Origin of the sequence: Pseudomonas sp. 22515 (assembly GCF_052044625.1) — a bacterium.
Lineage (GTDB): Bacteria > Pseudomonadota > Gammaproteobacteria > Pseudomonadales > Pseudomonadaceae > Aquipseudomonas > Aquipseudomonas alloputida.
On record NZ_JBQENN010000007.1, the window covers coordinates 104,914 to 129,278 of the forward strand.

Annotated in this window: 20 protein-coding genes, 2 tRNA genes and 1 pseudogene; 7 read left to right on the top strand and 16 right to left on the bottom strand. The window is 61.5% G+C overall.

All coding sequences use genetic code 11. The annotated features are described in order from the left end of the window. Nucleotides 1–60: 60 nt before the first annotated feature. Nucleotides 61–1,428 (bottom strand): ATP-binding protein, encoded by a 1,368-nt coding sequence (locus ACTJJN_RS09085; protein WP_440781206.1) that lies wholly within the window; start codon nt 1,426–1,428, stop codon nt 61–63. Nucleotide 1,429: 1 nt separating this feature from the next. Next, on the bottom strand, nt 1,430–2,149 hold the full coding sequence (locus ACTJJN_RS09090) for a response regulator (protein ID WP_108191480.1): 720 nt from the start codon (nt 2,147–2,149) through the stop codon (nt 1,430–1,432). A gap of 140 nt (nt 2,150–2,289) precedes the next feature. On the opposite strand from ACTJJN_RS09090, the gene ACTJJN_RS09095 reads away from it, so the two are divergent. Beyond that, a complete protein-coding gene (locus ACTJJN_RS09095) occupies nt 2,290–4,587 on the top strand; it encodes a TonB-dependent siderophore receptor (RefSeq protein WP_440781207.1) in 2,298 nt (765 codons plus the stop codon). 150 nt (nt 4,588–4,737) lie between these two features. On the opposite strand, the pseudogene ACTJJN_RS09100 reads toward ACTJJN_RS09095, so the two are convergent. Beyond that, a pseudogene (locus ACTJJN_RS09100) lies at nt 4,738–4,945 on the bottom strand (DUF3079 domain-containing protein). A 58-nt stretch (nt 4,946–5,003) separates the two neighbouring features. Here ACTJJN_RS09100 and ACTJJN_RS09105 point away from each other — a divergent pair. The 3 genes from ACTJJN_RS09105 (at nt 5,004) to ACTJJN_RS09115 (ending at nt 7,830) form a co-directional block, all read left to right on the top strand. Further along, complete coding sequence (locus tag ACTJJN_RS09105; RefSeq protein ID WP_230849509.1) at nt 5,004–5,480, top strand: type II toxin-antitoxin system HigB family toxin; 477 nt, start codon at nt 5,004–5,006, stop codon at nt 5,478–5,480. Nucleotides 5,481–5,521: 41 nt separating this feature from the next. Beyond that, on the top strand, nt 5,522–5,995 hold the full coding sequence (locus ACTJJN_RS09110) for a helix-turn-helix domain-containing protein (RefSeq protein ID WP_004575922.1): 474 nt from the start codon (nt 5,522–5,524) through the stop codon (nt 5,993–5,995). A gap of 224 nt (nt 5,996–6,219) precedes the next feature. Then, nucleotides 6,220–7,830, top strand: a complete 1,611-nt coding sequence (locus ACTJJN_RS09115; protein WP_440781212.1) for a diguanylate cyclase domain-containing protein — start codon at nt 6,220–6,222, stop codon at nt 7,828–7,830. 797 nt (nt 7,831–8,627) lie between these two features. Here the strand turns inward: ACTJJN_RS09115 and ACTJJN_RS09120 are convergent. Then, nucleotides 8,628–8,703 (bottom strand) — tRNA-Thr (locus ACTJJN_RS09120). 98 nt (nt 8,704–8,801) lie between these two features. Next, nucleotides 8,802–9,050, bottom strand: coding sequence for a hypothetical protein (locus ACTJJN_RS09125; RefSeq protein ID WP_324737146.1), 249 nt, complete (start codon nt 9,048–9,050; stop codon nt 8,802–8,804). A gap of 525 nt (nt 9,051–9,575) precedes the next feature. Here ACTJJN_RS09125 and ACTJJN_RS09130 point away from each other — a divergent pair. Further along, nucleotides 9,576–9,866, top strand: coding sequence for a DUF3077 domain-containing protein (locus tag ACTJJN_RS09130; RefSeq protein ID WP_003255753.1), 291 nt, complete (start codon nt 9,576–9,578; stop codon nt 9,864–9,866). A gap of 354 nt (nt 9,867–10,220) precedes the next feature. Here the strand turns inward: ACTJJN_RS09130 and ACTJJN_RS09135 are convergent, their stop codons facing one another. From ACTJJN_RS09135 to ACTJJN_RS09155, 5 genes are all read right to left on the bottom strand, one after another. Further along, a complete protein-coding gene (locus ACTJJN_RS09135) occupies nt 10,221–11,426 on the bottom strand; it encodes a methyltransferase (RefSeq protein WP_440781208.1) in 1,206 nt (401 codons plus the stop codon). A gap of 130 nt (nt 11,427–11,556) precedes the next feature. Further along, nucleotides 11,557–12,246 carry an ABC transporter permease gene (locus ACTJJN_RS09140; protein WP_003255750.1) on the bottom strand — a complete coding sequence of 230 codons (690 nt, stop codon included), beginning with the start codon at nt 12,244–12,246 and terminating at the stop codon, nt 11,557–11,559. Next, a complete protein-coding gene (locus ACTJJN_RS09145) occupies nt 12,246–12,938 on the bottom strand; it encodes an ABC transporter permease (protein ID WP_003255749.1) in 693 nt (230 codons plus the stop codon). Before ACTJJN_RS09145 ends, ACTJJN_RS09140 begins: the two co-directional genes overlap by 1 nt. A 54-nt stretch (nt 12,939–12,992) precedes the next feature. Beyond that, nucleotides 12,993–13,745 carry an ABC transporter substrate-binding protein gene (locus ACTJJN_RS09150; RefSeq protein ID WP_011953233.1) on the bottom strand — a complete coding sequence of 251 codons (753 nt, stop codon included), beginning with the start codon at nt 13,743–13,745 and terminating at the stop codon, nt 12,993–12,995. A gap of 11 nt (nt 13,746–13,756) precedes the next feature. Continuing rightward, nucleotides 13,757–14,530 carry an ABC transporter ATP-binding protein gene (locus ACTJJN_RS09155; RefSeq protein WP_440781209.1) on the bottom strand — a complete coding sequence of 258 codons (774 nt, stop codon included), beginning with the start codon at nt 14,528–14,530 and terminating at the stop codon, nt 13,757–13,759. Between the two features lie 631 nt (nt 14,531–15,161). Between ACTJJN_RS09155 and gabP the strand changes: the two genes are divergently transcribed. Continuing rightward, on the top strand, nt 15,162–16,547 hold the full coding sequence (gene gabP, locus ACTJJN_RS09160) for a GABA permease (RefSeq protein WP_003255745.1): 1,386 nt from the start codon (nt 15,162–15,164) through the stop codon (nt 16,545–16,547). A 203-nt stretch (nt 16,548–16,750) separates the two neighbouring features. Here gabP and ACTJJN_RS09165 read toward each other — a convergent pair whose 3' ends face one another. The 6 genes from ACTJJN_RS09165 to ACTJJN_RS09190 form a co-directional block, all read right to left on the bottom strand. Continuing rightward, nucleotides 16,751–17,194, bottom strand: coding sequence for a hypothetical protein (locus ACTJJN_RS09165; RefSeq protein WP_011953234.1), 444 nt, complete (start codon nt 17,192–17,194; stop codon nt 16,751–16,753). Nucleotides 17,195–17,381: 187 nt separating this feature from the next. Next, nucleotides 17,382–18,362, bottom strand: coding sequence for a polyphosphate kinase 2 (gene ppk2 / locus ACTJJN_RS09170; protein ID WP_011953235.1), 981 nt, complete (start codon nt 18,360–18,362; stop codon nt 17,382–17,384). 170 nt (nt 18,363–18,532) lie between these two features. Beyond that, nucleotides 18,533–18,608 (bottom strand) — tRNA-Phe (locus ACTJJN_RS09175). A gap of 90 nt (nt 18,609–18,698) precedes the next feature. Further along, nucleotides 18,699–18,971: an oxidative damage protection protein gene (locus ACTJJN_RS09180; RefSeq protein ID WP_003255742.1), complete on the bottom strand. Its 273-nt coding sequence runs from the start codon at nt 18,969–18,971 to the stop codon at nt 18,699–18,701. Continuing rightward, nucleotides 18,968–20,035, bottom strand: coding sequence for an A/G-specific adenine glycosylase (gene mutY, locus ACTJJN_RS09185; RefSeq protein WP_011953236.1), 1,068 nt, complete (start codon nt 20,033–20,035; stop codon nt 18,968–18,970). Before mutY ends, ACTJJN_RS09180 begins: the two co-directional genes overlap by 4 nt. After that, the gene (locus tag ACTJJN_RS09190) at nt 20,032–22,278 is read right to left on the bottom strand and encodes an AsmA family protein (RefSeq protein WP_221100738.1); all 2,247 of its coding nucleotides are present in this window, start codon (nt 22,276–22,278) and stop codon (nt 20,032–20,034) included. The genes mutY and ACTJJN_RS09190 overlap by 4 nt, the downstream gene beginning before the upstream one ends. Nucleotides 22,279–22,545: 267 nt before the next feature. Between ACTJJN_RS09190 and ACTJJN_RS09195 the strand changes: the two genes are divergently transcribed. Then, nucleotides 22,546–24,207 (top strand): OFA family MFS transporter, encoded by a 1,662-nt coding sequence (locus tag ACTJJN_RS09195; RefSeq protein ID WP_221100737.1) that lies wholly within the window; start codon nt 22,546–22,548, stop codon nt 24,205–24,207. Nucleotides 24,208–24,365: the final 158 nt, after the last annotated feature.

Below are 24,365 nucleotides of genomic sequence, written 5' to 3' on the forward strand. Positions count from 1 at the left end.
AATCGTCGGGGCTGCTGCGCAGCCCATCGCGACACAAGGCCGCTCCCACAGAAGATCGCGTTAGCCTGGCAGCAGTATGCTGACCCGCAACCCACCGCTCTCACGGTTCGACAGCATCAGCTCACCCCCATGGCTGGTGGCGATCCGCTGGGCAATGCTCAACCCCAACCCATATCCGCCGGACGCCTGGTTACGCGACCCGTCACCGCGCACGAAGGGGTCGGCAATAGTCGCCAGCAGGCCCGGGGCAATCCCTGGCCCGCAGTCGTCGATATGGATCAATACACCTGTGGTGGCACGTTCCAACGTGACCGAAATGTTCTTGGCGTAGCGCAACGCGTTGACCAACAAGTTTTGCAGGCAGCGCTGCAACAGCAAGGCATCTACCCGCAAGCTGCCCGCCTTGCCGTGCACCGGAAGTGGTTCTGCGGCAGTGGCCAGGTCCGCACACTGGCGCGCGACCAATCGGTCCAGGTCCACCTGCTGCAGATTCCGCTGCTCCCCCGCACGCAGGTAGTCCAGAACCTGACCGATCATATCGTCCATCTGCGTGATGTTCTGCCGCAAGCGCTGGCGGTGTTCGTCATCGGGTAAGCGCTCCAGACGCAGGCGCATGCGGGTGAGTGGGGTGCGCAGGTCATGAGACACGGCGGCCAGGAAGTAGGCCTTGTCGTTGACCATGGCAATCAGCCGCTGCTGCATCGCGTTGAATGCCTGCGCCGCCTGGCGCACTTCCTCCGGGCCATCCAGTGCCAGGGGAGGCTGCTCGAGGTTGCTACCCAGGCCGCGTGCGGCATCGGCCAGGCGCCGCAACGGGCGCAGGCACAGGCGCACGGCAACCAGGCATACCAGCAACACCGCGACGATGCGCAGCGCATACACCCGCAGCAGGTAATCGCTGATCAGCACCCAGGCCGACTCGCCGCTCCAGCCCTGCAGTTCCTGGCCCGCAACGGTCAGCCAGTGGCCATCGGGTAATGGCACCGCGAACTGGATATGCGCCTGGGCCGTGCGCAGGCCGAACAGGCTGCGCCAGACGATCGGCTGGCCCAGCTCGTCGGTGAGTTGCACGTTCATCAGGCGCACGTCCTGGGCATGCCCCAGCTCGTACTTCAGGGCCTGCTGCAACAACAGCTCGACCCGCCTGTGCCCGCGGCGCTCGTCATGCTCTTGCGCAGGCGGGCTTTCGACGCAGTGAAGCTGGTAGTGGGCTGGCGCCTGCTGCGTACCGCGGTGGCAGTCGGCCTGGGCAATCAGGGGGGCGCTGCGTGCAGCAACCAGTCTTACGGGCACCTCTAGCGCCTGAGCGAAACGCACGTCGAACCAGATGCTGCTCGACATCAACTGGATCACCAGCGTGCCACTGACCATGATCAGCAGCAGTTGACCAAACAAGGTGCGGGGCCATAGCCGGTGAAACCAGCGCATGTCAGGCACCGGCCGCGAGGGGGGCGAGACTCAGCAGGTAGCCTTCGTTACGGATGGTCAGGATTTGCGCGGTCCCCGCCGGCGCCCGGCGCAGCTGCTGGCGCAGACGGCTGACACACATGTCCACCGAACGGTCGTCGGGCAGGTGGTCGCGGCCGAACGCGCTGCGGGTCAGTTGGTCACGGGAGACCACACGGTTGTTGGCTTCCAGCAGTTCGCGCAGCACGCGGTAGTCGGAGCGCGGCAGGGTCAGGGTCTCGCCATCCGGGCGGGTGAGCAGGCGCTTGACGTGTTCCAGGCGAAAGCCTGCGAACAGCTGGGCGTCCACCATAGGTTCTTCGGCAGAGGTGCCCAGGCGTTGCGGACGACGCAGTACGGCTTTGATCCGGGCGATCAGTTCGCGTGGTTCGAAGGGCTTGGCCAGATAGTCGTCGGCGCCTACTTCCAGACCGATGATGCGGTCCAGCGTGCTGCCCTTGGCTGACAGCATGATCACTGCCAACCCAGGTGTGGCCTGCAACTGCCTGCACAGGCTAAGGCCGTCCTCACCCGGCAGCATCAGGTCGAGCACCACCAGCTCCACTTTGTGCCGGGCCAGCTGGTCACGCATCTGTTGACCGTCTGCTGCCGCCAGCACGTTGTAGCCGGCATCGGTCAGGTAATCACAAAGAAGTTCGCGGATCTCGTCGTCATCATCGACAACCAGCAGGGTCGTGCTCATGCAGAAAATCACCTGTTAGGTGAGGGCCGGCGGCGCTCGTTACGTTCAATTACATCCCCGTACATGTCGGGTCTGGAGCCCGGAGGGCTGATCCCTAGAATCCTAACAAAAAATCATCTGCAAATACGAAGCCTTCCCAAATGAATCCCCAAAGCATCACGACAGTGTTCACCTCCTTCAGTCAAAGCGGCAATTGCCTCAAGCCGCTGGCCTTCTGCGTCGCCGTCGCCATCAGCGGTGGTGCAGTGGCTGCCGACGGCAAACCCCTTGAACTCGACGCTACACAGATCGAAGACAGTGCATTACTGCCTGCCGACGATGCCGGCCAGTTGGGCTACACGGTCGAGAGCACCCGCAGCTCCACTGGCCTGGCACTGACGCCACGGCAGACACCGCAATCGGTAACCACCATCACTCGCCAGCAGATGGATGACCGCGACATCCACACCATCGAGCAGGCATTGGAAACCGCCCCAGGCGTAACGGCCAACAAGTCCGAGGTGGGTGGGCGCACCGACTACCGCGCGCGTGGTTACTCAATCAGTAACTGGAAGGTCGATGGCCTGCAGACCCAGGGCGGCTCCGATTTCAGTGGCAGCGGCAATGCGCTGAACATGGACCTGTACGAACGCATCGACATCGTGCGCGGCGCCAACGGCCTGCTGGGCGGCACCGGCGACCCCTCGGCCACCGTCAACCTGATCCGCAAGGCACCGACCAAAACCTTCGGCGGCAGCGCTTATGCCACTTATGGCAGCTGGGACAAGCGTCGTCTGGGGGCGGACTTGAACCTGCCGCTGTCCGAAGATGGCCGCCTGCGCTCGCGTTTCGTGATGACCCAGCAGGATGCCAACTCCTTCCGCGACAACCAGTCCGAACGTTCCCGCGCCGCGTTGGCCAATTTCGAGTTCGACCTGGACGACGCCACTACCTTGGGCGCCGGTTACCAGTATGAATACAACAAGGTCGTGGGGGGCGGCTGGGGCGCGAACGTCCCGATCTGGTACCGCGACGGCAGCAAGACCGACTTGCCGCGCAGCACCAACGTGGTGCCCAGCTGGAGCTTTGGCGAGTACACCACCCGCACTGCGTTCGGTTCGCTCGAGCACCGCTTCGACAACGACTGGACGTTGGACCTGAAAGCCGCCCAGGCCACCACCGAAGCCCTGAACCATCGCGGCCTTGCCAAGGTGAACTCGGCTGGGCGCGGCAGCTACGGCGGCTATTGGGACCAGGACGGCAGCGGCGCCGTACTGAATGGTTTGCACAGCTCCAGCGACACCACCCAGCAGTCCGCGCAAATCGACCTGTCCGGCCCGTTCCAGCTGTTCGGCCGCACCCACCAGGCCATGGTCGGCTACAACGACAGCCGCACCGTCGGCTGGTCGCCTCAGTACACCTGCACCATGGTCGGCGACGGCATGACCAGCGCGCCTGCACTGGGTTGCCAGTTCCGCGCCAACAACGGCTTCCCGGTCACCGACTGGCACAATGGCGTGGATGACGACTACGACCTCATCGCCTCGCGCACCGGCCTTCACAGCAAGACCACCACCCGTCTGCAGGGCATGTACGCCGCCACCCGCCTGAGCATCACCGACCCGTTGTCGGTGATCGTTGGCGTGCGCACCAGCAACTATTCCTCGGTCACCCGCAGCGTGGCCGGCGAGCGCAGCAGCCAGGAAGAAAACGGCATCGTCACCCCCTACCTGGGCGCGGTGTATGACCTCAATGACAACTACTCGGTATACGCCAGCTACACCGACATCTTCACCCCGCAAACCTCTGAAACCAGCAGTGGCAGCAAGGTCGAGCCGATTCGTGGGCAAAGCTACGAGACAGGTATCAAGGGTGAGTGGTTCGATGGCCGCCTGAACGCCTCGGCGGCCTACTTCCGCACCAAGCAGGAAAACAAGGCCGTGTTGGACGGCGACCTGACCACCCCGACCGGCGGCAGCGCCTACAAGGCCGGCTCCGGGCAGGAAACCGACGGTATCGACCTGGAAGTCGCAGGCGCCCTGACCCCCAACTGGAACGTCTACGCCGGTTACACCTACCTGCACTTCCGCCGCGTCGACAGCGACGGCCGCAGCGACCCGTCGCACCTGTTCAAGGCCTCCACCACCTACCGCCTGAGCGGCCCGCTCGACCGCCTGACCCTGGGCGCCGGCGTGACTGCGCAGACCAACATCCGCGCCATCTCCAGCCCGGCTGGCCAGCCCACGAACGGTGTGAGCAATGGTGCCACTGACGTGAACTGGTCCGGTTATGCCATCTGGAATGCCATGGCCAAGTACCAGCTGACCGACAACACCAGTGTCAGCCTCAACGCCAACAACCTGTTCGACAAGCACTACTACAGCCAGTACGGGTTCTATGCCGGGGCGATTTATGGCGACCCGCGTAACCTGTCGTTGACGGTAAGCACCGCGTTCTGATCAAGCCCTTCCACAAGGCCTGGCGCTGTACCTGTAGGAGCGGGTTCACCCGCGAACACCGGCGAAGCCGGTGCCTGCACGCGCATCGCCCGCTCCCACAGAAGCAGCGCTGGGTTCAAGGCCTGCGCTGGGCCGCCAAGCGGCCCTTTCTTACCTGGGCTCTACCGCTTGCCCCTGGATCAACCGGCTTCTCCAACTGGCCCTCGAAGCTATCCCAATCCTTGCCAAACAGCTCCACCGGATGCATGGTCCGGTCTGCGCCATTGCCACAGGCTAGCGCCTTGGCAGGGCAGTAAAGGTCGCAACCCCAGCAGATACGCTCGGGGTGGCGAGGGTTTGTGGGGAATCTCTTGGCCATGCTCAACCTCCCTCAGGGCTACCTGATCTGAACGTAAACCCCTCGCCCAGCCCGTCGTTTGACGGGCATCAATCCATTGGCGATCGCCAGGTCACCGTACATCGCGCATCCAGATATCTGGTTGACAGATATCTGGATCAGAGATATTTTCCACCCTATGTTGGTGCGCCGGGACAACACAATGCGGGTCATAACGAAAGCGGCGGTAACCAAGGCGATTGAAGCCCACGGCCAGTGGAAAGCGCCCCTAAGCCTGTGGCTGACGACCTTCGACAGGGCGACGCTGCGGTTTGAATCTTTTGAACAGTTGAGGCAGACGTGGGTCACTGTGTCTGGCTGGAATGTTGATCGCATCCCCCACTCAAAACTTAGGCCCGCCAGCCGCAAAGGGCCGCTTGATATCTACGTGTTCGATATCAAGAAAAACGAATGCCGCCTGATCGCGTGGCTCAATGCGCGAACGGGCACTCTCTACATCAAGGCCATTCTGTCGCACGCCGAGTACGACAAATGGTGCAGAAGCGATATCAGGTAGCAACCTGGGCCGCGCGATATTTCAATTCGACAGGTGACAACATGAAGCGGGATAAAATCGAAGCCAATGGACTAGATGCATTCATCGCTAATATTTCACCCATGCTCGATGGCCTGAACACTCAGATGGCAACCATGGCCCAGCTTCTAGCCGCCTGCCATGACCCCATCAAGGACGATGCCGAGCTTGAGGCACGCATGGCATTGATCGACGAGCTCTACTCCCATGCGGACAGCGAAGGCCACGCTGCGGCACGCTTTGCCGAGATGGTTGCGGACCGCGTCTACGAGTATGAGAGTGAGTCTGTATTGGTGCCGTTCGCGAGCCAGGCCGAAGCGTTGGCCTTTCTGCTGTCGGACAGGGGCGTGAAGCAGAAGGACCTGTCGGCGATAGCGACCCAGAGCGCGGTATCCGAGATTCTGAACAACAAGCGGAAGATGACGGTTGCCCAGATAAAGGGCTTTGCTGAGTTTTTCAGCGTACCGGTTGAGTTCTTCATGCATGGGGTGGTTTGAAATCAAAGCCTTTGCTTGACCGAATGCTCCATATGAAGCGACCAGGCATGAAAAACCTCTCAATTTGTGCAGGGTTGCCGGACCAGCCATAGCCATGGTGGCTGTATTGGTGTAGACGTTCTGTCAATACACTGAGGTGAGTGTTTTACAATCTTGCGAGCCCCGCGGTGGTGGGGTATCGCAGGGTCGATGATGCACTTTGCTTTATCGCAAAAGGAGTTGCTTTGGAGCACCATTCAACCGGCAAGCGCGGCGTGAGTTACGATCCGCCGCAACGGCGGCAACGCAGGGACATCCCTTCCATCGTGCGCCGGGTGACGATGGGCGTTGTGGTCGTCTGGTTGGCACTTGTGGCAAGCCTTGGCGGCTGGATAACACAGCGCCTTACGGCAGAAGAACTCGACAACCTGGCGGCAGGCGCCGAATACGAAGCCCAGATTACGGGGCGAATCGTAGACCGCCTGTTCACCGAAATGGCCAGCGTGGCCAACATGGTGGCCCGTCAAAGCGAAGTGATCCAACTCGCTGCCCGATATCGCCACGATCCGCCCGGCTTCGCCGCACTCACGCGTGAGGAGCGCGCTTCGAAGTTCACCCGTGACCCGCTGGTGCGAAGCGTGGGTGATTTCATGGATAGATTGGCCAGCGATCTCCACTATGGCCGTATCTACATGAACAATCTCTCAGACGATACGGTGACGGCCAGCAACTGGGCGGAGTCATTCAGCATCGTTGGCCAGATCTATACGGGCAGGGCCTACCTCATCGACGCATTGCGCACCGGCAGTGGTGAGATGTTCGGCATCGCCCGCTTGAACAAAACCCCCTCCTATTTCGTCGCCAGCCGCATCGACGATGCTGACGGCAAGCCACTTGGCTCTGTCACGGTCAAGTTCGATGCCCCGGACATAGCCCTCTACCTGACAGGGCGTCACATTGCCTTGATAGTGAACCGTCAGGGCCGTGTGACCACCGCGTCCAGCGAACTTTTCATGCTGCGTAACGTGGTGACACTGCTCCCGCCCGATATTCGCAGGCCTCTGGATGGCGACGAAGAGCCGGGCGAGCCCATGGATATCCGCGCTGTGGCAGACGCGGGTCAGGCCAATCAATGGCTCATTGACGGGCACCCTTATCTGGTGCATCGCCAGCCTCTGAACGACGCGCAATATCAGCTGCTGACGCTGGCAAAGCTTGATCACCTGCAGCCGATGCGTCAGCAGTACTACTGGACCGGAGCCTCTGTGGCAGCGCTCGGGTTGATCTTGATCTTGCTCTCCAGCCGTGTGGCCGGGCAGATGCTATTGCGCCGCCAGGAAGAACGCTATGCAGCCAACTATGACGCGCTGACCGGGTTGAAGAACCGGCGCGCGATCCTGGCTGCCTTGCATCGGCATTTCGCGTTGGCGAAGCGAACGGGGCAGGGGGTGCTGGTGGCGTTTATCGACCTCGACGAATTCAAGGCGATCAACGACACCTACGGGCACGAGGTGGGGGACAAGTTCCTGATCGAAGGCAGCCGGCGCTTGCAGGGCGGGTTGCGGGCAACGGATGAACTTGGGCGCTGGGGTGGTGACGAGTTCGTTGTGATCGGCTTGACCGCTTCGATCCACCCGGACGAAATGGCCAAAACTGCCGCAGCGATGCGCAGACGGCTGGTGCCGCTGCTGATTGGTAGCTACGAGTTTGACGACTGCCGGTTCGATTACGCGGGTGCGAGTTTTGGTATTACGAGTGTTGATCCCGCTGCGACTTCGCTGCAGGCCGCGCTTACAGCGGCGGATCAGTTGATGTATGCCGATAAAGAGGTGCGGCGGGGGGTGCGGAGGGTTTGAGAGGGGGCTGCTGGATCGAAAGCAAGCACCAAGCTTTCGGGAGTGGCCTTCGCAGCCCGCCCCTAAGCCAGCAGTCTCTCGCAGCTTGTTGCATCCACCGCCGCATCCAGCTCAGCCCCAGCCAAATGCATTGAGGATAAGGTACTACCAATCGCACACTAAGAGAATTTTGCAGGGAGTTAAGAGTTCATTAAGTAGTACCTTATAGGCGTTAAGGTGTCATGAAGTGATACTTTATAAAGGGGTTAAACTAGCACAGGTAAGCCACGGTTGTGGTTCTGGACGATAGATCTGCGTCGCTTCGGCACCAGTCCAGGCTAGATCAGGCTTCTGCTGCGACTGGCGGTTTCTGGCCAATTGCGCTCAGCGTGATCATCAGGATCACTGTGCCATTGGCTTTTAATAAGGTTAGGTGCATGGGAGCGGGGCAGCTGTAGCCCGTTCCAATGAAGCCGCGGGGCCTAGTGCGATCGGTGGATAACTTCATAGCGAGCTTGAGAAAGAATGCGGCGGGCTACTCGGTTCGCATGGCACTGCTGAGGCGCGTGAGGTTCTCAGGCGCCTGGTTCGCGAACTGATTCTGCGTCACACATGCTCATCGCGGTTTGCCTCCAGAAACCGGCTCCATCAGGTTGTGATTATCGGGGTGTTGGGGCTGCTGCGCAGCCCATCGCAGGCAAGCCAGCTCCTACACCGATCGCGGTGGCTTCAGGGCATCCGTAAGGCAGGGGATTGGGGGCTGCGGGGGGAAAACAAAAAAGGCCCACCTTTCGGTGAGCCTTTTTTGGTACTGCGTATGGTGCCGGCACCAGGAATCGAACCCGGGACCTACTGATTACAAGTCAGTTGCTCTACCATCTGAGCTATACCGGCAATGGGGCGTCATTATAGCGATCGTTTGGCGCCTGTAAACCACTTCCTTGCGAATGTTCGCAAAAGACCTAAGTCACCGGCCCAAAAGAAGAATTTTCCTACCAGCCGCGGTGCATGGTGGTGACGCTAGGCTCGTTTTTACCCGGGTTGAAAAACAGCTTGTCATTGTCGCAGCCGCGCTTGCGGCATGGGGCTTCTGCGCGCAGGGGCAGGCCGTTGTCGCCGCCCAGTTGCATGCCGGGGTGGTTCCAGCCCAGGTTGCTGTTGGGGTGGGGCGAGGTGCCGCCGGCGCAGCCGGTCAGGGCCAGGGCGAAGGTCAGCAGGGCGAGGGGGTTGGCTCGGGTCACGATGCTCAGGTCCGGTGGTCCATTGTCGGTTCTGGCGCAACGCCAGAAGGTCGCGGGGCTGGCGGGCAGCGCGCGACGTCACTTTTTAATGATTTGGGGGGCGGATGATACACCGTTGCGGCGGTGGAGCATTAGCCTTGTGTTGTCTGTTATGGCCTCTTCGCGGGTGAACCCGCTCCTACAAGGGGGCGGGTAAGCCGGGTTATCTGTGTAAGGGAATTCTGAACCATGGGGTCAAAAGCTTCAGGGTTTGGATGCTTCGGAAGTATCCTACGCGCGCCGCCGAAGTAACGCTGTTGTCGGGGAAGTGGCTCACGGATACCGTTTTCGGGTCGCTCTGGCGACTGGGTGTGAGAACCCGACTTTGAACGTATCGGCTGCGTAATGGCGACTGTGCGCGGGCAGACCTTGGTCTGGCCGAGCTTCCTACGTTCACTCGGTTTCTCACCTCGTGCACGGTTGCCGCCTTTGTTCCGTGAGAAAGAATGAACACGGCAACTCCTTTTGAACTAGGGAGTTTGAAAAGTGAAAACGATCGATTCTGATCCCAACAGCCCCAAGCCAATCACAACCGCAGGCGTGGAAACCTTCCTCGCAGCCGGTAACCCATCCCTCAATCTGCTACGCGTAGAGCCCGGCGTCCCCGTCGACGCGGCCTACGAGCATGTCTCGATCCTGATGGGCTACATCAAGCACCTGGTGCGCGAGGGGGATATGGAGGACGACCATAAATTCCTGGGGGCTGCCGATTACCTGTGCGACATGGCCAAGGCGCTGATGAACGATATCGAGATCGCCAAGGGTAAGGCGCATTAGGCATTGACGCGGTCATTTGTGGGAGCGGCCTTGCGTCGCGAATGGGCTGCAAAGCAGCCCCGGCGATTTCAGAGATTGCACTGAAAACGGGGGCCGCTTTGCGGCCCTTTCGCGACGCAAGGCCGCTCCCACAAAAGCCGCTTGCGTCAACCACAAGAAATGTTTATGCACAAGTGGCATCGGAGACCTGAGCGAAAGGCATGCCGGATCGCTACGCCGCTGGTCTTTGCGCAAACGCCTGTTTTTACTGGGCTGCAGCCGCAAGCAGGAATAAGCCAAGCGCTTGAAATAGCGCTTGGATCCAACAGGTAATCACAAGCTTGTTCACAGACTTATCCACAGGTTGTGCTGCGGCTAACCGTCGCGTTCCGCAAGAATGAGCAGGTTGCGCGGGGTCAGTGGGTAATCGCAAAACAGGCCCAGGCGCACGTCATAGCCTTGTTCTTCGAGGAACAGGGCGCGATCGAGTACCAGCCACAGCTCCAGTGGCCGACGGAACAGGTTGCGTACGCGCTCCAGGTTCCGAACCTCGGCCAGGCGTTGCCAGCCCGCAGCTTCCAGCATTGCCCAGTCCGGGTCGCCGCTCACTGGCAATTGCTTCAGTTCAGCCAAGTCGCGGCAGTATTGCTCGAAGGGCTTCTCCAGCCAGGCCACCGGCAGGGAAGGCATCGGCAGGTATTCATCGCTCTGGCGCTGCTGGCGTTGCAGCAGGTCGAAGCCCAGGCGCCGGGCCATCGAGGTGTCGCGCTGGCGCCGCACACGGGCGCCGGCAGTGACGGTTTCGCTCAATGGCAGGCCCAGGTCGTCCAGCGACAGCTGCAGGCTCGACGTCTGCGCGGCTGTGGATAACGCCTGGTATTGCTGCGCGGCGATGCGGTTGTAGCAGCAGGGGGCTATGGCCAGTTGCCGGCAACCTTGCTGGCTGGCCAGTTGCAGCAGGCGTACATGCAGATCGCCACAGGCGTGCAGGGCGACCACGCTTTTGTCGCTAGCCAGGTGGCGGGCGCTGTTGCTGGCCATCACATCCTGGTGTACGTGCTGTGCTGGCAAGTGATGGTGGGCGCTCAGGGCCTGGCCGGCGGCGACCAGTTCGGCGTCGTACTCCAGGCAGGTCAGCTGTTGGCCGGGTTGCAGCAGGCGACGGCCGAGGTGGCCTTTGCCAGAGCACCAGTCCAGCCAGTGGCGGGGCGGCTCGCGGAAGGCCAGGTGGCTGGCGAAGGCTTCGATCTGCTGCCATTTGCGGCCGGGGACGGCGACGTCCAGGCGGTGGGCGGCGGGTGGCAGGTCAGTCTGAGGGAGGCTGCCGAGGGCGGCGAGCTTTTGGGCTTGTTCGGCCAGTTGCGGGAAGGGCGCGGGCAAGCGGTCAGCGGCGCTGTCGGCTTCGGCGTCTGCCAGGGAACATTGGCGCAGGTGGGCGGCAAGCTCTGGGTGGGTGGTTTCCCAGGGCAGTTGCAGGGTGGTGAAGGGGCGGGGTTTCCACAGCTGTTGGTGCTCGATCAGGAACTGGTCGAGGGCCTGGAAGCGGGTGCTTAGGTGGTGGCTGTGGAGGTGGTTGGGCATGGGTAGATGTGTGTTGGTTTTTAGGGCCTCTTCGCGGGCATGCCCGCTCCCNCCACAGGTATAGTGCACAGGCTAAGCACTGTGCAGTAATTGTAGGAGCGGGCGTGCCCGCGAAGAAGGCCAGGAGATGTCAGCGCCCTTGGCAGGCATCTACACGCAGCCAGCGCTCCAGCAGCTTGAAGCCTTGCACCAGCATGAACGAGATCACCAGGTAGAACACGCCTGCGGCGAAGAAGATCTCCACCGGCAGGTAGGTGCGGGCGATGATGGTACGGGCCATGCCGGTCAGTTCCAGCAGGGTCACGGTACTGGCCAGGGCACTGGCCTTGAGCATCAGGATCACTTCGTTGCTGTACGCCGGCAGGCCGATGCGCGCAGCGCGTGGCAGCATGATGTAGAACAGCGTTTTGCCACGCGACATGCCCAGCGCCCGTGCCGCTTCAATCTCACCTTTAGGGATCGCCTGCAGCGCGCCACGCAGGATCTCGGCGATGTACGCAGCGGTGTGCAGGGTCATGGTCAGCACCGTGCACCAGAACGGATCGCGCAGGTACGGCCACAGCGAACTGGAGCGCACCGCATCGAACTGCGCCAGGCCGTAATAGACCAGGAACAACTGCACCAGCAGCGGCGTGCCACGGAAGAAGAAAATATAGCTGAACGGCACCGCGCGCACGTACCAGTGGCGCGAGGAGCGGGCGATGCCCAGCGGGATGGCCAGGATCAAACCGGCAACCACGGCAATGGCTACCAGCTCCAGGGTCAGGACCGCACCCTCGGCCAGGCGCGGCAGCCATTTGAAGATGACTTCCCAATTCATTATTCAGCCCTCGCAAAGCCGCGAGCGGCGCGTTTTTCCATGAAATGCATACCGGTCATGGCAAGCACGGTCAGGCCCAGGTAGATGCAGGCCGCGACCATGTAGAAGGTGAACGGCTCTTTGGTCACGGTCACGCCGATCTGCGAATGACGCATGATTTCTTCAAGGCCGATTACCGATACCAGGGCGGTGTCCTTCATCAGGATCATGAACAGGTTGCCAAGGCCGGGCAGGGCGATGCGCCACATCTGCGGCAGGATGATCCGCGAGAGGATGCGGCCCTTGGACAGGCCCAGCGCCAGGCCGGCTTCGCGGTGGCCCTTGGGGATCGCCAGGATGGCGCCACGGAACACTTCGGTGGCGTAGGCGCCAAAGCACAGGCCCAGGGCGATCACGCCCGCGGCAAAGGCGCTGAGCTCAAGGCCGGGCATGTTCAGGGCTTCGCCGAGGCTGTTCATGAGCCCGACGGTGCCGAAATAGATAAGCAGCACCCACAGCAGTTCGGGCACGCCGCGAACCAGGGTCGAGTAGAAGCCGCCAAGCCATTGCAGCGGCTTGAGCGGGGAGGTCTTGGCCAGGGCGCCGAGCAGGCCCAGGACCAGCCCCAGCAGCAAGGCGCAAAGCGCCAGTTTTACGGTCATCAGGGTGCCGGCCATCATGGCCGGACCGAATCCGTGCAGGTCGATATTCATGGGCAGGTCATTTTAGGGACTGGCGCGCCGCAAGGGCGCGCCGGTCAGGGCGGATCATTCGATGCTGAACGGGAAGTACTTGTCGTTGATTTTCTTGTACGTACCGTCGGCTTTGATTTCTGCCAGGGCTTTGTTCAGGTCGTCGCGCAGCTTGGTGTCACCTTTGCGCACGGCAATGCCGATCTTGTCGCTGTCCATCACCGGCTCGCCCTTGAACTCGAAGTTCGAGCCGTCTTTGCTTTTCAGCCACTCGTACTGCACGTACTTGTCGGCCAGGATGCCGTCGATACGACCGGAGACCAGGTCGAGGTAGGCGTTTTCCTGGGTGTCGTACAGCTTGATGTCGACGCCCTTGAAGTTGTCTTCAAGGTAGGTGCCGGCCAAGGTTGCGCGCTGGGTGCCGATGACCTTGCCTTTCAGCGACTCTTTGTCAGTCTTGAAGTCGACGTTTTTCGGCGCGATGAACTGCAGCTTGTTGGAGTAGTACGGCTCGGTGAAGTCCACAGCCTGCTTGCGTTCGTCGGTGATCGACAGCGACGACACCAGGAAGTCGAACTTCTTGGCGTTCAGGGCCGGGATGATGCCGTCCCAGTCGGAGGTAACGACCGAGCATTCGACTTTCATCTTGGCGCACAGGGCGTCGCCAATGTCTTTGTCGAAGCCAACCACGTTACCGCTGGCATCCTTGTTGTTGAACGGTGGGTAGGCGGCTTCGATGCCCATGCGCAGTTTTTCTGCGGCCATGGCGTTTGCCGACATCACCAGCGTGGCAGCAGCTGCCAGGAGAAACTTCTTGTAGGTGTGCATGTATTGCTCCGTTAGCGGTGGCTGGACATGAATTGCTTGCAACGCGCCGAGGTCGGGCTTTCGAAGACCTGCTGCGGCGATCCCTGCTCTTCGACCAGGCCCTGGTGCAGGAAGACGACTTCACTGGACACATGGCGGGCAAAGCTCATCTCGTGCGTCACCAGCAGCATGGTACGGCCTTCTTCGGCCAATGCGCGGATAACGTTAAGCACTTCCTGGACCATTTCCGGATCGAGTGCCGATGTAGGCTCGTCGAACAGGATGACCTTGGGCTTCATGGCCAGGGTACGGGCAATGGCGGCGCGCTGTTGCTGGCCACCGGAAAGCTGGGCGGGGTAGCTGTGGCGTTTGTCGTAGATGCCGACTTTGTTCAGCAGCGCTTCTGCGGCTTCGATGGCCTCGGCCTTGCTTTGGCCGAGCACGCGGCGTGGCGCCTCGATGATGTTGTCGAGGATCGACATGTGCGGCCACAGGTTGAAATTCTGGAAGACAAAGCCGATTTCGCTGCGCAGGCGATTGATCTGGCGGTTGTCGGCTGCGATCAGGTCGCCATTCTTGGCGGCCTTGAGCTTGAGGGCTTCGCCGGCGACCAGGATTTCGCCCTGGTGCGGGTTCTCGAGCAGGTTGATGCAGCGCAGCAGGGTGGACTTGCCGGAGCCGGACGACCCCAGGATGGAGATCACGTCACCGTCGCGAGCGGTCAGCGAAATGCCCTTGAGAATTTCCTGCTCGCCGTAGCGTTTGTGCAAATTGCGGATTTCCAGCGCGGGCGTGGCCTGAGCCATGTGCGGTCCTCATGTGTTCGGGTGCGTTCCCAGCTGTTGGCGGCCTTCCTGGCGTGCGCCAAGCTAGCATAGCGGCATTATGACGGCCAACAGGGTCGCCGGGGACTGGGGGCGCTGGTGGGGCAGTTTGTCGCATCGCTACAGCGTAACGTCGCGCAGATGTCCGCGAAGGTGTCGCCCAGCACCAGAGCCTTGATGAAAAAAGGCGCGATGGTGCCAGCTTTGGCCGGCGCATGGAAGCTGTTTTGACCCATTGGAGGGGTAAACCCGACCTTTTGCCAGTGCAAACGGGTTCACCCACGAATGCCATGTTGATGTCACAAGGTTGTACCCATGGGTTGCACTTTTTGGCATTGCGTTGGTGCATGGGTGTTACCGAGGAGCACCTTTGGTGCATTTGTAAGTGAGTATTTCAGTAATCCGATGATTTGATGCCCTTTCGGTCATGCAATGGCCGAAAGCCCTCCAAGCCGCATCCTAAAAGGCCTGCAGCATTTTCTGACGGGTGTATTCGGCATGTGGCGCGCTTATTGCCAGTTGGAAACCGCCGATTGCAGCGACGCCTGGGTCAACCCCTGGCGCGCTCTATACCCGCAGTCGGCGTGGTCCACTCCTTACAAAGGTAGTTTCAATGAGCGGTAACAATTCCAATGACCTCGCTCAGGGGCTCAAACAACGGCATGTGACCATGCTGTCCATCGCTGGCGTCATCGGTGCCGGCCTGTTCGTAGGCTCCGGCCACGCCATCGCAGCTGCCGGCCCTGCTGTGCTGCTGGCTTACGCTGCCGCCGGTACGCTGGTCGTGCTGGTCATGCGTATGCTGGGTGAAATGGCAGTCGCCTCGCCTGACACCGGTTCGTTCTCTACGTATGCCGACCGTGCCATCGGGCGCTGGGCCGGTTTCACCATCGGCTGGCTGTACTGGTGGTTCTGGGTGTTGGTAATTCCGCTGGAGGCCAATGCCGCCGCGGCCATTCTGCATGCCTGGTTCCCGGCGGTTGACCTGTGGGCGTTCTCCCTCATCATTACCCTGGCACTGACACTCACCAACCTGTGCAGCGTGAAGAACTACGGTGAGTTCGAGTTCTGGTTTGCCCTGCTCAAAGTGCTGGCGATCATCGGCTTCATCGCCGTGGGCTGTGCTGCCTTGTTCGGCTTTGTACCGAGCAGCCAGGTGAGCGGTGCCAGCCACCTGTTCGATACCCAAGGCTTCATGCCCAACGGCCTGGGCGCAGTGCTGGCAGCCATGCTGACCACCATGTTCTCGTTCATGGGTACCGAAATCGTCACCATCGCCGCTGCCGAGTCGAAGGACCCAGGCAAGCAGATCAGCCGTGCCACCAACTCGGTAATCTGGCGTATCTGCCTGTTCTACCTGGTGTCGATCTTCCTGGTCGTGGCCCTGGTGCCGTGGAACGACCCGGCCCTGGCCGAGACGGGCTCCTACCAGACCGTGCTGAGCCGTATTGGTGTGCCGAATGCCAAGCTGATCGTCGACATTGTTGTGCTGATTGCCGTGACCAGCTGCCTGAACTCGGCGCTGTACACTTCTTCGCGTATGTTGTTCTCGCTGAGCAAGCGTGGCGACGCCCCGGCCATCGCCCAACGCACCACCAAGGCGGCGACCCCGCACGTGGCGGTACTGCTGTCCACCGCAGCGGCATTCCTTTGCGTGTTCGCCAACTTCGTGGCACCGGCCCAGGTGTTCGAGTTCCTGCTGGCCAGCTCTGGCGCCATCGCGCTGCTGGTGTACCTGGTGATTGCCGTGTCGCAGCTGCGCATGCGCGCCCAGCGTGAAGCCCGCGGCGAGAAGATCACCTTCAAGATGTGGCTGTTCCCGGGCCTGACCTGGGCGACCATTGCCTTCATCGTTGCCATTCTGGTGGTGATGGCGCTGCGTGAGGATCACCGTGCGGAGATCATTGCGACTGCGTTGCTGAGTATTGGTGTGGTGGCGGCTGGCTTGCTGGTGCACCGCAAGCGCGAGGCTGCCGGGCGGGCGGCGCTGGACAGCTGATCCGCGCTGGCTGAAATGAGAAGGCCGCGCCCTGTGAAGGGTGCGGCCTTTTTTGTTGTCTGGCCACAAGCTCGTAGGAGCGGGTTTACCCGCGAAAGGGCCGGGCCTGCTGGCCAATATCCTGGCTAATCACCGTCGCAGCCGCCATCGTATTCGCGGGTAAACCCGCTCCTACAGGGGCCACAACAGGTTACATGGCCCTGTCAGCCGAACTGCTTCTGCTGTTGCTGCTGCTTGGCCACGAGTTCGGAAGCGGCGATATAGGCGTCCTGGAACTCATCACTCTCCAGCCAGGCCATGGTGGTCTCTTCGTCAGCGCCGTCCAGCCATTTGCGGTAGGCGTTGAACACCAGCACGATGTAGTCGGTGGCGTGTTCTTCCTTGTGCCCCTTGAGCACCAGGGCGAGCAGCGGATCCACCAGGAACACCGAGATCATTGGCACCAGGCCGCCTTCCTGCGCTTCCTTCATCTTGTTGAACATCGCGTCGTAGCTGCCCGACTCCATGGCCTTTTTGTACACCTGCTCGACGCTGGCGCTGTCGCCGGCGCTGGCCTTGACCGCTTGGCCGCTGCGTACCATGCGGTTCTGCTTGGCCTTGCTGGCGGCGCGCTTGGCGCGTTTCTGTTGCTTGGTAGGGGTGGCCATGGGGAAATCCTTGGGTGTGTCTGAAAGTGCGCGTATTGAAGCGCAATTGCACGATAAACCCAAGCAGCGCCCCTGAGCGCTGCAGCTTAGTGAGACGTCTGTGGGAGACATCTCCAGATTATGCTGGCCGAGGGCCCTGCATAGCTTCCCTCCCACTGCCAGCCATGCTGGCCGGCATGCCGGGCTTTCAGGTGGCCGGCTGCGGAGTCTCGTCTTCTTCGAAGCCGTGTGAAGCTCGGCCTACCAGCAGAGGGTCGGGTGCATGTGCCACCCGAGGGTCTTTGCCTGGGTAGTCCAGCGAATGCAGGAAGTGCCGGATGCAGTTGATCCGCGCCCGCTTCTTGTCATCGGACTTGATCACCGTCCACGGTGCATCGGCTGTATCGGTATGGAAGAACATCGCCTCTTTGGCCGAAGTGTAGTCCTCCCACTTGTCCAGCGACTTGATGTCGATGGGCGACAGCTTCCAGTGCTTGAGCGGGTCGTCCCGGCGCGAAATGAAGCGTCGCAACTGCTCTTCGCGGTTCACCGAAAACCAGTACTTGAACAGCAGGATGCCACTGTTGCACAGCATGCGCTCCAGGTCTGGCGCCTGACGCATGAATTCCAGGTATTGCAGTGGTGTGCAGAAGTCCATCACCTTCTCGACCCCGGCACGGTTGTACCAGGAGCGGTCGAAGAACACCATTTCACCCTCTGTGGGCAGGTGCTGGATGTAGCGCTGGAAGTACCACTGGCCTTTCTCCTGCTCGGAAGGCTTCTCCAGGGCGACAATGCGCGCACCGCGTGGGTTGAGGTGCTCCATGAAGCGCTTGATGGTGCCGCCCTTGCCTGCGGCATCGCGCCCTTCGAACAGGATCACCACACGCTGGCCGGTTTCCTTCACCCAGCTCTGTACCTTCAGCAGCTCGATCTGCAACGCATGCTTGGCCTTGTCGTAGTCCTGGCGGCGCAGGCGGGTGCGGTAAGGGTAGCTGGCCGGCAGGCGTGCCGAGGTGCTGTCCTCGTTGCTGCCTTTGGGGGCCGTGGCAACTTCCAGTGCTGCGGGTTGCTGGCTGATGCGGGTTATTGTCGGCTCCGGCTTGCGCTGGCGTGTGCGGCGTGTGCGGATCGGTGTGGTGGTGGGTTCGCTGGGGGCGGGGAGCAGGAGGGGTGATTCTTCGCTCATGGAGGTCCTTGATAGTCGATACGGATGTCCGTTTTCGATTATGAAGGTGAACGAATGATGGCTATTTGATGCTGGTCAATGCGAAAAAATTACAGGCAACAAAAAACCCGCACTAGGCGGGTTTCTTGTTGTCGCTTCGGGTAACTTTGCAACCACCAGAAGCTTGAAGGTGGTGCCCAGAGACGGAGTCGAACCGCCGACACGAGGATTTTCAATCCTCTGCTCTACCGACTGAGCTATCTGGGCGACGAGGTGAATTAAATAGATTTCCGGACCGCTCGTCAACGACTTTTTGAAAAAATTTTAAATTAATTCCGTCGCTTACGATTTTTGGGGTCATTCGGCCGGTGGAACGTAGCCTTCGGCCTGGGCGTATTCTTCGCCGGCGAAAAACTTGTCCATCTCAGCCTGGAGGAATTTGCGGTCCTCGGCGTTCATCATGTTCAGGCGCTTCTCGTTGATCAGCATGGTCTGGTGCTTCTGCCAGTCGGCCCAGGCTTTCTGCGAGATGTGTTCGAAGATGTCCTGGCCCTTGGCACCGGGATAGGGCGGGCGTTCCAGGCCTGGCAGTTCTTCTTGGTATTTGCGGCACATCACGGTGCGGGTCATCGGGCGTCTCCTGCAATCAGTTCGTCGGTCGCGCGTTCAAGCAGCTTTTTCACCGGGGCGGCGAGGCCCAGGCGCGGCGGGGTGGCGAGGTTATACCAGAGCCAGTCGGCCTCGACCACGTGCTCGCCGACCGGGTCGACGCGCACGAGCCAAGGCTCGATCGCCAGCTGGAAGTGGCTGAAGGTGTGGGTCAGGCCGTCCATGGCGTGGCGGCCAGCCAGGCGCAGGCCGTGCTGGTAGGCCAGGTCGTCAAGCTGGGCGATGTCGTCCAGCTCCGGGAGGCTCCACAAACCACCCCACAGGCCGCTGGAAGGGCGGCGGTAAAGCAGGATGGCGCCTTCGTGGTTGGCCAGCAGTGGCATCAGTGTGCGCCGTTGCGGCAGCGCCTTGCGCGGTTTGGGCTCGGGGTAGCGGGTTTCTTCACCGTGCAGGTGCGCTTCGCAGCCGCGCTGCAACGGGCAGATCAGGCAACTGGGCTTGCTGCGCGTGCACAGCGTGGCGCCCATGTCCATCATCGCCTGGGTGTAGTGGTTGGCGCGTTGTTGCGGGGTAAGGCGCTCGGCAGTGGCCCATAGCTGGTTGGCAACCTTGGGTTCGCCGGGGTAGCCGGCCTGGGCGGTGTAGCGTGCCAGCACGCGCTTGACGTTGCCGTCGAGGATCGGTGCACGGATGCCCATGCTGATGCTGGCGATGGCGCCGGCAGTTGAGCGGCCAATGCCGGGCAGCTCGGTAAGCTGCTCGACGCTGCGCGGGAATTCGCCGCCATGTTGCTCGACGACGACCTTGGCGGCCTTTTGCAGGTTGCGTGCGCGGGTGTAGTAACCCAGGCCCGTCCACAGGTGCAGCACTTCGTCCTCCGGTGCCTCGGCCAGGGCTTGCACGGTTGGCAGGGCCTGCATGAAGCGGTCGAAGTAATTGAGCACGGTGCTGACCTGGGTCTGCTGCAACATGATTTCCGACACCCACACGCGGTACGGCGTGATGCCCTGTTGCCAGGGCAGGTCGTGCCGGCCGTGCTCGTCATACCAGTCCAGCACTGCGCTGGAGAACTGCTCGGGGCTCATCGCTTGAACAGCCCCTTGAGCGCGTCTTTCAGTTCCGGGCTCACTTTGTCTCCAAGTTTTTCATCAAGCTTTTCATCGATCTTGTCCTTCAGGCGGTTGCCGGCCAGCTTGGCGGCAACCTTGCCCAGGCCGTTCTGGTCCAGGCGGCAGGCCTTTGCGCCGAGTTCCAGCGGACCACGGCAGCGCAGGGGTACTTCAACACCTACATAACGTTCGTTGACCTGGCAGGCCGGGTCCGGCATGGCACGCTGGTCGCCTTCGACGACTACGCCGACGTTGTAGTCCATGCCCAGCACGCGCAGGTCGAGGTCACCATGGCCATTGACGGTGAGGCCCGGGATGCGCGCCTTGAGGTCCGGGTTGCTGGCGACGCCATTGCGCACTACCAGGCTGCCGCGCAGTTCCTGGAACGGGGTGTCCTTGCCGCGTGGTTCGCTGCTCAGCGTCTTGCGATTGAGCGTGGCGATGGCCTGGCACAGCTGCTGTTCCAGGTTGGCATTGACCAGTACGCCATCGTTGATGGCGAAGTTTGCGCTGCCGTTCAGGGTGTCGACCAGTGCTTTCTGGCTGTTACCGGTGGCTGTCAGATCACTGGTCAGGGTCAGCAGGCCCTTGACCGGCGGCGTCTGTTCCTTGCCTTCGGCCTTGATGAAGTGTTCCACCGGCACCCGCTGGATATTGGTGTTCACACCCAGCTGTGGCACGGCAGGGCGCACGTCGACCGTGCCCTTGGCTTCGAAGGTGCCGTTGTACAGCGCTCCGCGCAGGGTTTGCAGGGTCAGCAGGCCGCCTTGGCCAACGGCCTTGAGCTGGGCGCTCTCGATCGGCAGCTTGTCCAGGGTCAACGAGCCGAAGGCCAGGTCGGCCTGCAGGTCGAGGGCGCGCAGACGGTCGACCGGCAGCAGCTTGTCGTCGCTCCATGCCACTTGCGTTGGGGGGGTGGGCAGTGGTGTGGTGCCAGCACCGGCTACGGCGCTGGCCTCTTGTTGCTTGACCTCGGCCTGGCGCGCAGCGGTGGCGCCCTTGGCTTCTTCGCTTTTGGCCGGCAGGTAGCGGTCGGCGTCGAAGGTGTCGCCCTTAAGCTGCAGGCGCAGGGCTTGTTTGGCGAAATCTTCGACGGCCACGCGGCCGCTGAAGGTGCTGTCGTCCAGCTTCACCGCCAGGTCTTCCAGGGCCAGGCTGCTGGGCGTGCCCTGCAGGCGAGTCACCAGCTCCAGCTTGGCGAAGGCGGCCGGGTCGTTGGTGGCCGGCAGCGGGTGGCCAATGCTTTCAAGGAAGGCGCGCAGGTTGAACTGGGCGATGGACAGGCCGCCGCTCAGCTGGGGGGCTTTGTCCAGATCACGCAGGTTCAGCTCACCGAGGGCGCGCAGTTGGTTGGCCGAGACTTTCAGGCCGTTCCACGAGGCGACATTGGCGGCCAGGTCGACCAGCAGTTGGCCCTGGGCGGCGAAGGTCACGGTCTTGCCGCCGGTAGGCTCACCCGAGGTCTCGCCCGACAGGCGCATGTCTTCGAAGTTGTAGCGCTTGAGCTTGCGGTCGAAGCGCAATTCGCCGGCCAGCTCGGTACGGGCTTTGATGCTCGGCTGGCTGGCGCTGATGAAGGCGCTGGCCTTGAGCGGGATGTTTGCGCCTTCATGGACCGGCCCGGTGCTCAGCTGGATGCTCTCGGCGCTGTAATTTTGGCCGGTCTTGGCATCGGTGTACTGCACGCGGGCGTTGTTCACGGTCAGGCTGTCGATGTCCAGCTTGATGGCGCGGTCGTTGCTGTCGGTGGTCGCAGGCGTCTGCTCGGCAGGTGCCTGTGCCTGTGCATCGGTGCCTGCGCCATTCTGCGCGGGTAGCGGCTTGCCGATGTCCTCCCAGTTGCCATGGCCCTGTTCGTCACGCGCCAGGGTCAGGTTCAGGCCCTCGACACGTACGTCGCTCATTTGCACTTCGCGGCGCAGCAGCGGCAGTACACGGACTGAAAGGCCAAGCATCTGCAGGTCGGCGAATGGTTCCTTGGGTTTGTTCAAGGTAGCGATGCTGGCTTCATGCAGCTCCAGACCCAGCCACGGGAACAGGCTCCAGCCGATGTCACCGTTGAGGGTCAGTTCGACGTGCGCCTTGTCGCGTGCCAGCTGGCGAATCTCGTCTTTGTAGTCGTTGGGATCAAAGAGGTGGGTCAGGGCGAAGCCCAGCGCCACGATGATCAGCAGTAACCCGAGAAGCCCCAGTCCCAGGATTTTGCCGAACGCTTTCATGGGCGAGTCCTTTTAGTCCGTTAGTGAGTTCAGGCGGCAGAGTATAACGCTGTCGCGGTTACCCCTGCTTGTACGACTAGAGATGTAGGAAATTCCTACGCCTGTATCAGAGGGTACGGCTTTCGACAGCTTAATATTGCGCTTTTGCCGGGACATGACCGATTCAGTCGGGCAAAAATGGACGATGGCAGATTGCTTTCATGCTGCTTGATGCTGCTACCCTTGCGCCGCTTTGCGAGCACCCTCCCTATAACAAGGATCAGATTCATGACCAGTACCGTCGCGACGGGAACCTTGGCCAGTGAGCCAGGCTTCCTGTCGAAGGAACGCATAATCGCCCGCCCGGGCTTCAACCGCTGGCTCGTCCCGCCAGCTGCCCTGGCCATTCACCTGTGCATCGGTATGGCCTACGGCTTCTCGGTATTCTGGCTGCCTTTGTCGCAAGCCCTGGGGATCACCGCCCCCGTCGCCTGTGCGGCAGACATGGGCTTCATGGCCCGGATGTTCAGCGCCGAATGCGACTGGCCAATCTCGATGCTGAGCTGGATCTACACCCTGTTCTTCGTCTTCCTCGGTTGCTCGGCGGCGGTGCTGGGCGGCTGGCTGGAGCACGCCGGCCCGCGCAAGGCTGGCCTGGTGTCGGCCTTGTGCTGGTGCGGTGGCATGCTGCTTTCGGCGATAGGTGTGAAAACCCATCAATTGTGGCTGATGTGGCTTGGCTCCGGCGTGATTGGCGGTATCGGCCTGGGCCTGGGCTACATCTCACCCGTGTCGACCTTGATCAAGTGGTTCCCGGACAAACGCGGTATGGCCACCGGTATGGCGATCATGGGCTTCGGCGGCGGGGCCATGGTCGGGGCGCCGCTGGCCACCGCGCTTATGGGGCATTTTGGCAATGAGCACGAAGTTGGCGTATGGCAGAGCTTTGTCGCCATGGCGGCGATCTACTTTGTGTTCATGACCGCTGGCGCCCTGGCGTATCGCGTACCACCGACTGGCTGGAAGCCTGAAGGCTGGGCTGCGCCGTTGAAGAATGCCGGTAACGCCATGGTCACCGACCGCCACGTGCACGTCAGTGTGGCCTGGAAGACCCCGCAGTTCGCGCTGATCTGGCTGGTGCTGTGCCTGAACGTGTCGGCGGGCATCGGCATTTTGGGCATGGCGTCACCGCTGCTGCAGGAAGTGTTCGCCGGTAAATTACTGGGCAACGAACTGACCTTCAGCCAGCTGAGCACTGCGCAGTTGGCGCAGATTGCCGCGATCGCCGCCGGCTTTACCGGCCTGCTGAGCCTGTTCAACATTGGCGGCCGGTTCTTCTGGGCATCGTTCTCCGACTACATCGGCCGCAAGAACACCTACTTTGCCTTCTTCGCCTTGGGTGTGGGCTTGTACAGCCTGGTGCCGAACATGGGGCACCTGGGCAACGTGGCGCTTTTCGTGGCAGCGTTCTGCATCATCCTGTCGATGTATGGCGGTGGTTTTGCAACGGTGCCGGCCTACCTGGCCGACCTGTTCGGCACGCAGATGGTGGGTGCCATCCATGGCCGCCTGCTGACCGCCTGGGCGGCAGCGGGGGTGCTGGGGCCGGTGCTGATCACCTACCTGCGCGAGTATCAACTGGCAGCGGGCGTGGAGCGGGCGGCGGCTTATGACATGACCTTGTACATTCTCGCGGGTCTGCTGGTGCTGGGCTTTATCTGCAACATGCTGGTCCGCCCGGTGGCCGACAAACATTTCATGAGTGATGCCGAACTGGCGGCCGAGCGTGCGTTGAGCCATGACAAGGGCGTCGATGGGGCGCGGTCGCTGGAGTGGAAGGCGGCGCCAGGCAGCCTGCCACTGGTGCTGCTGGCCTGGGCGGTGGTGGTTGTGCCGTTGGCCTGGGGTGTTTGGGTGACACTGCAGAAGACTGCTGTCCTGTTCCATTGATGTAACTGCATGGGTGCGCTTTGCGCCCCTTTCGCGACGCAAGGCCGCTCCCACAGGGACCGCGTACGCTTCAGGGTTGCGCGGTCCCTGTGGGAGCGGCCTTGTGTCGCGATGGGCTGCAAAGCAGCCCCCATTACGCAGTTGTATAGACCTGTAGC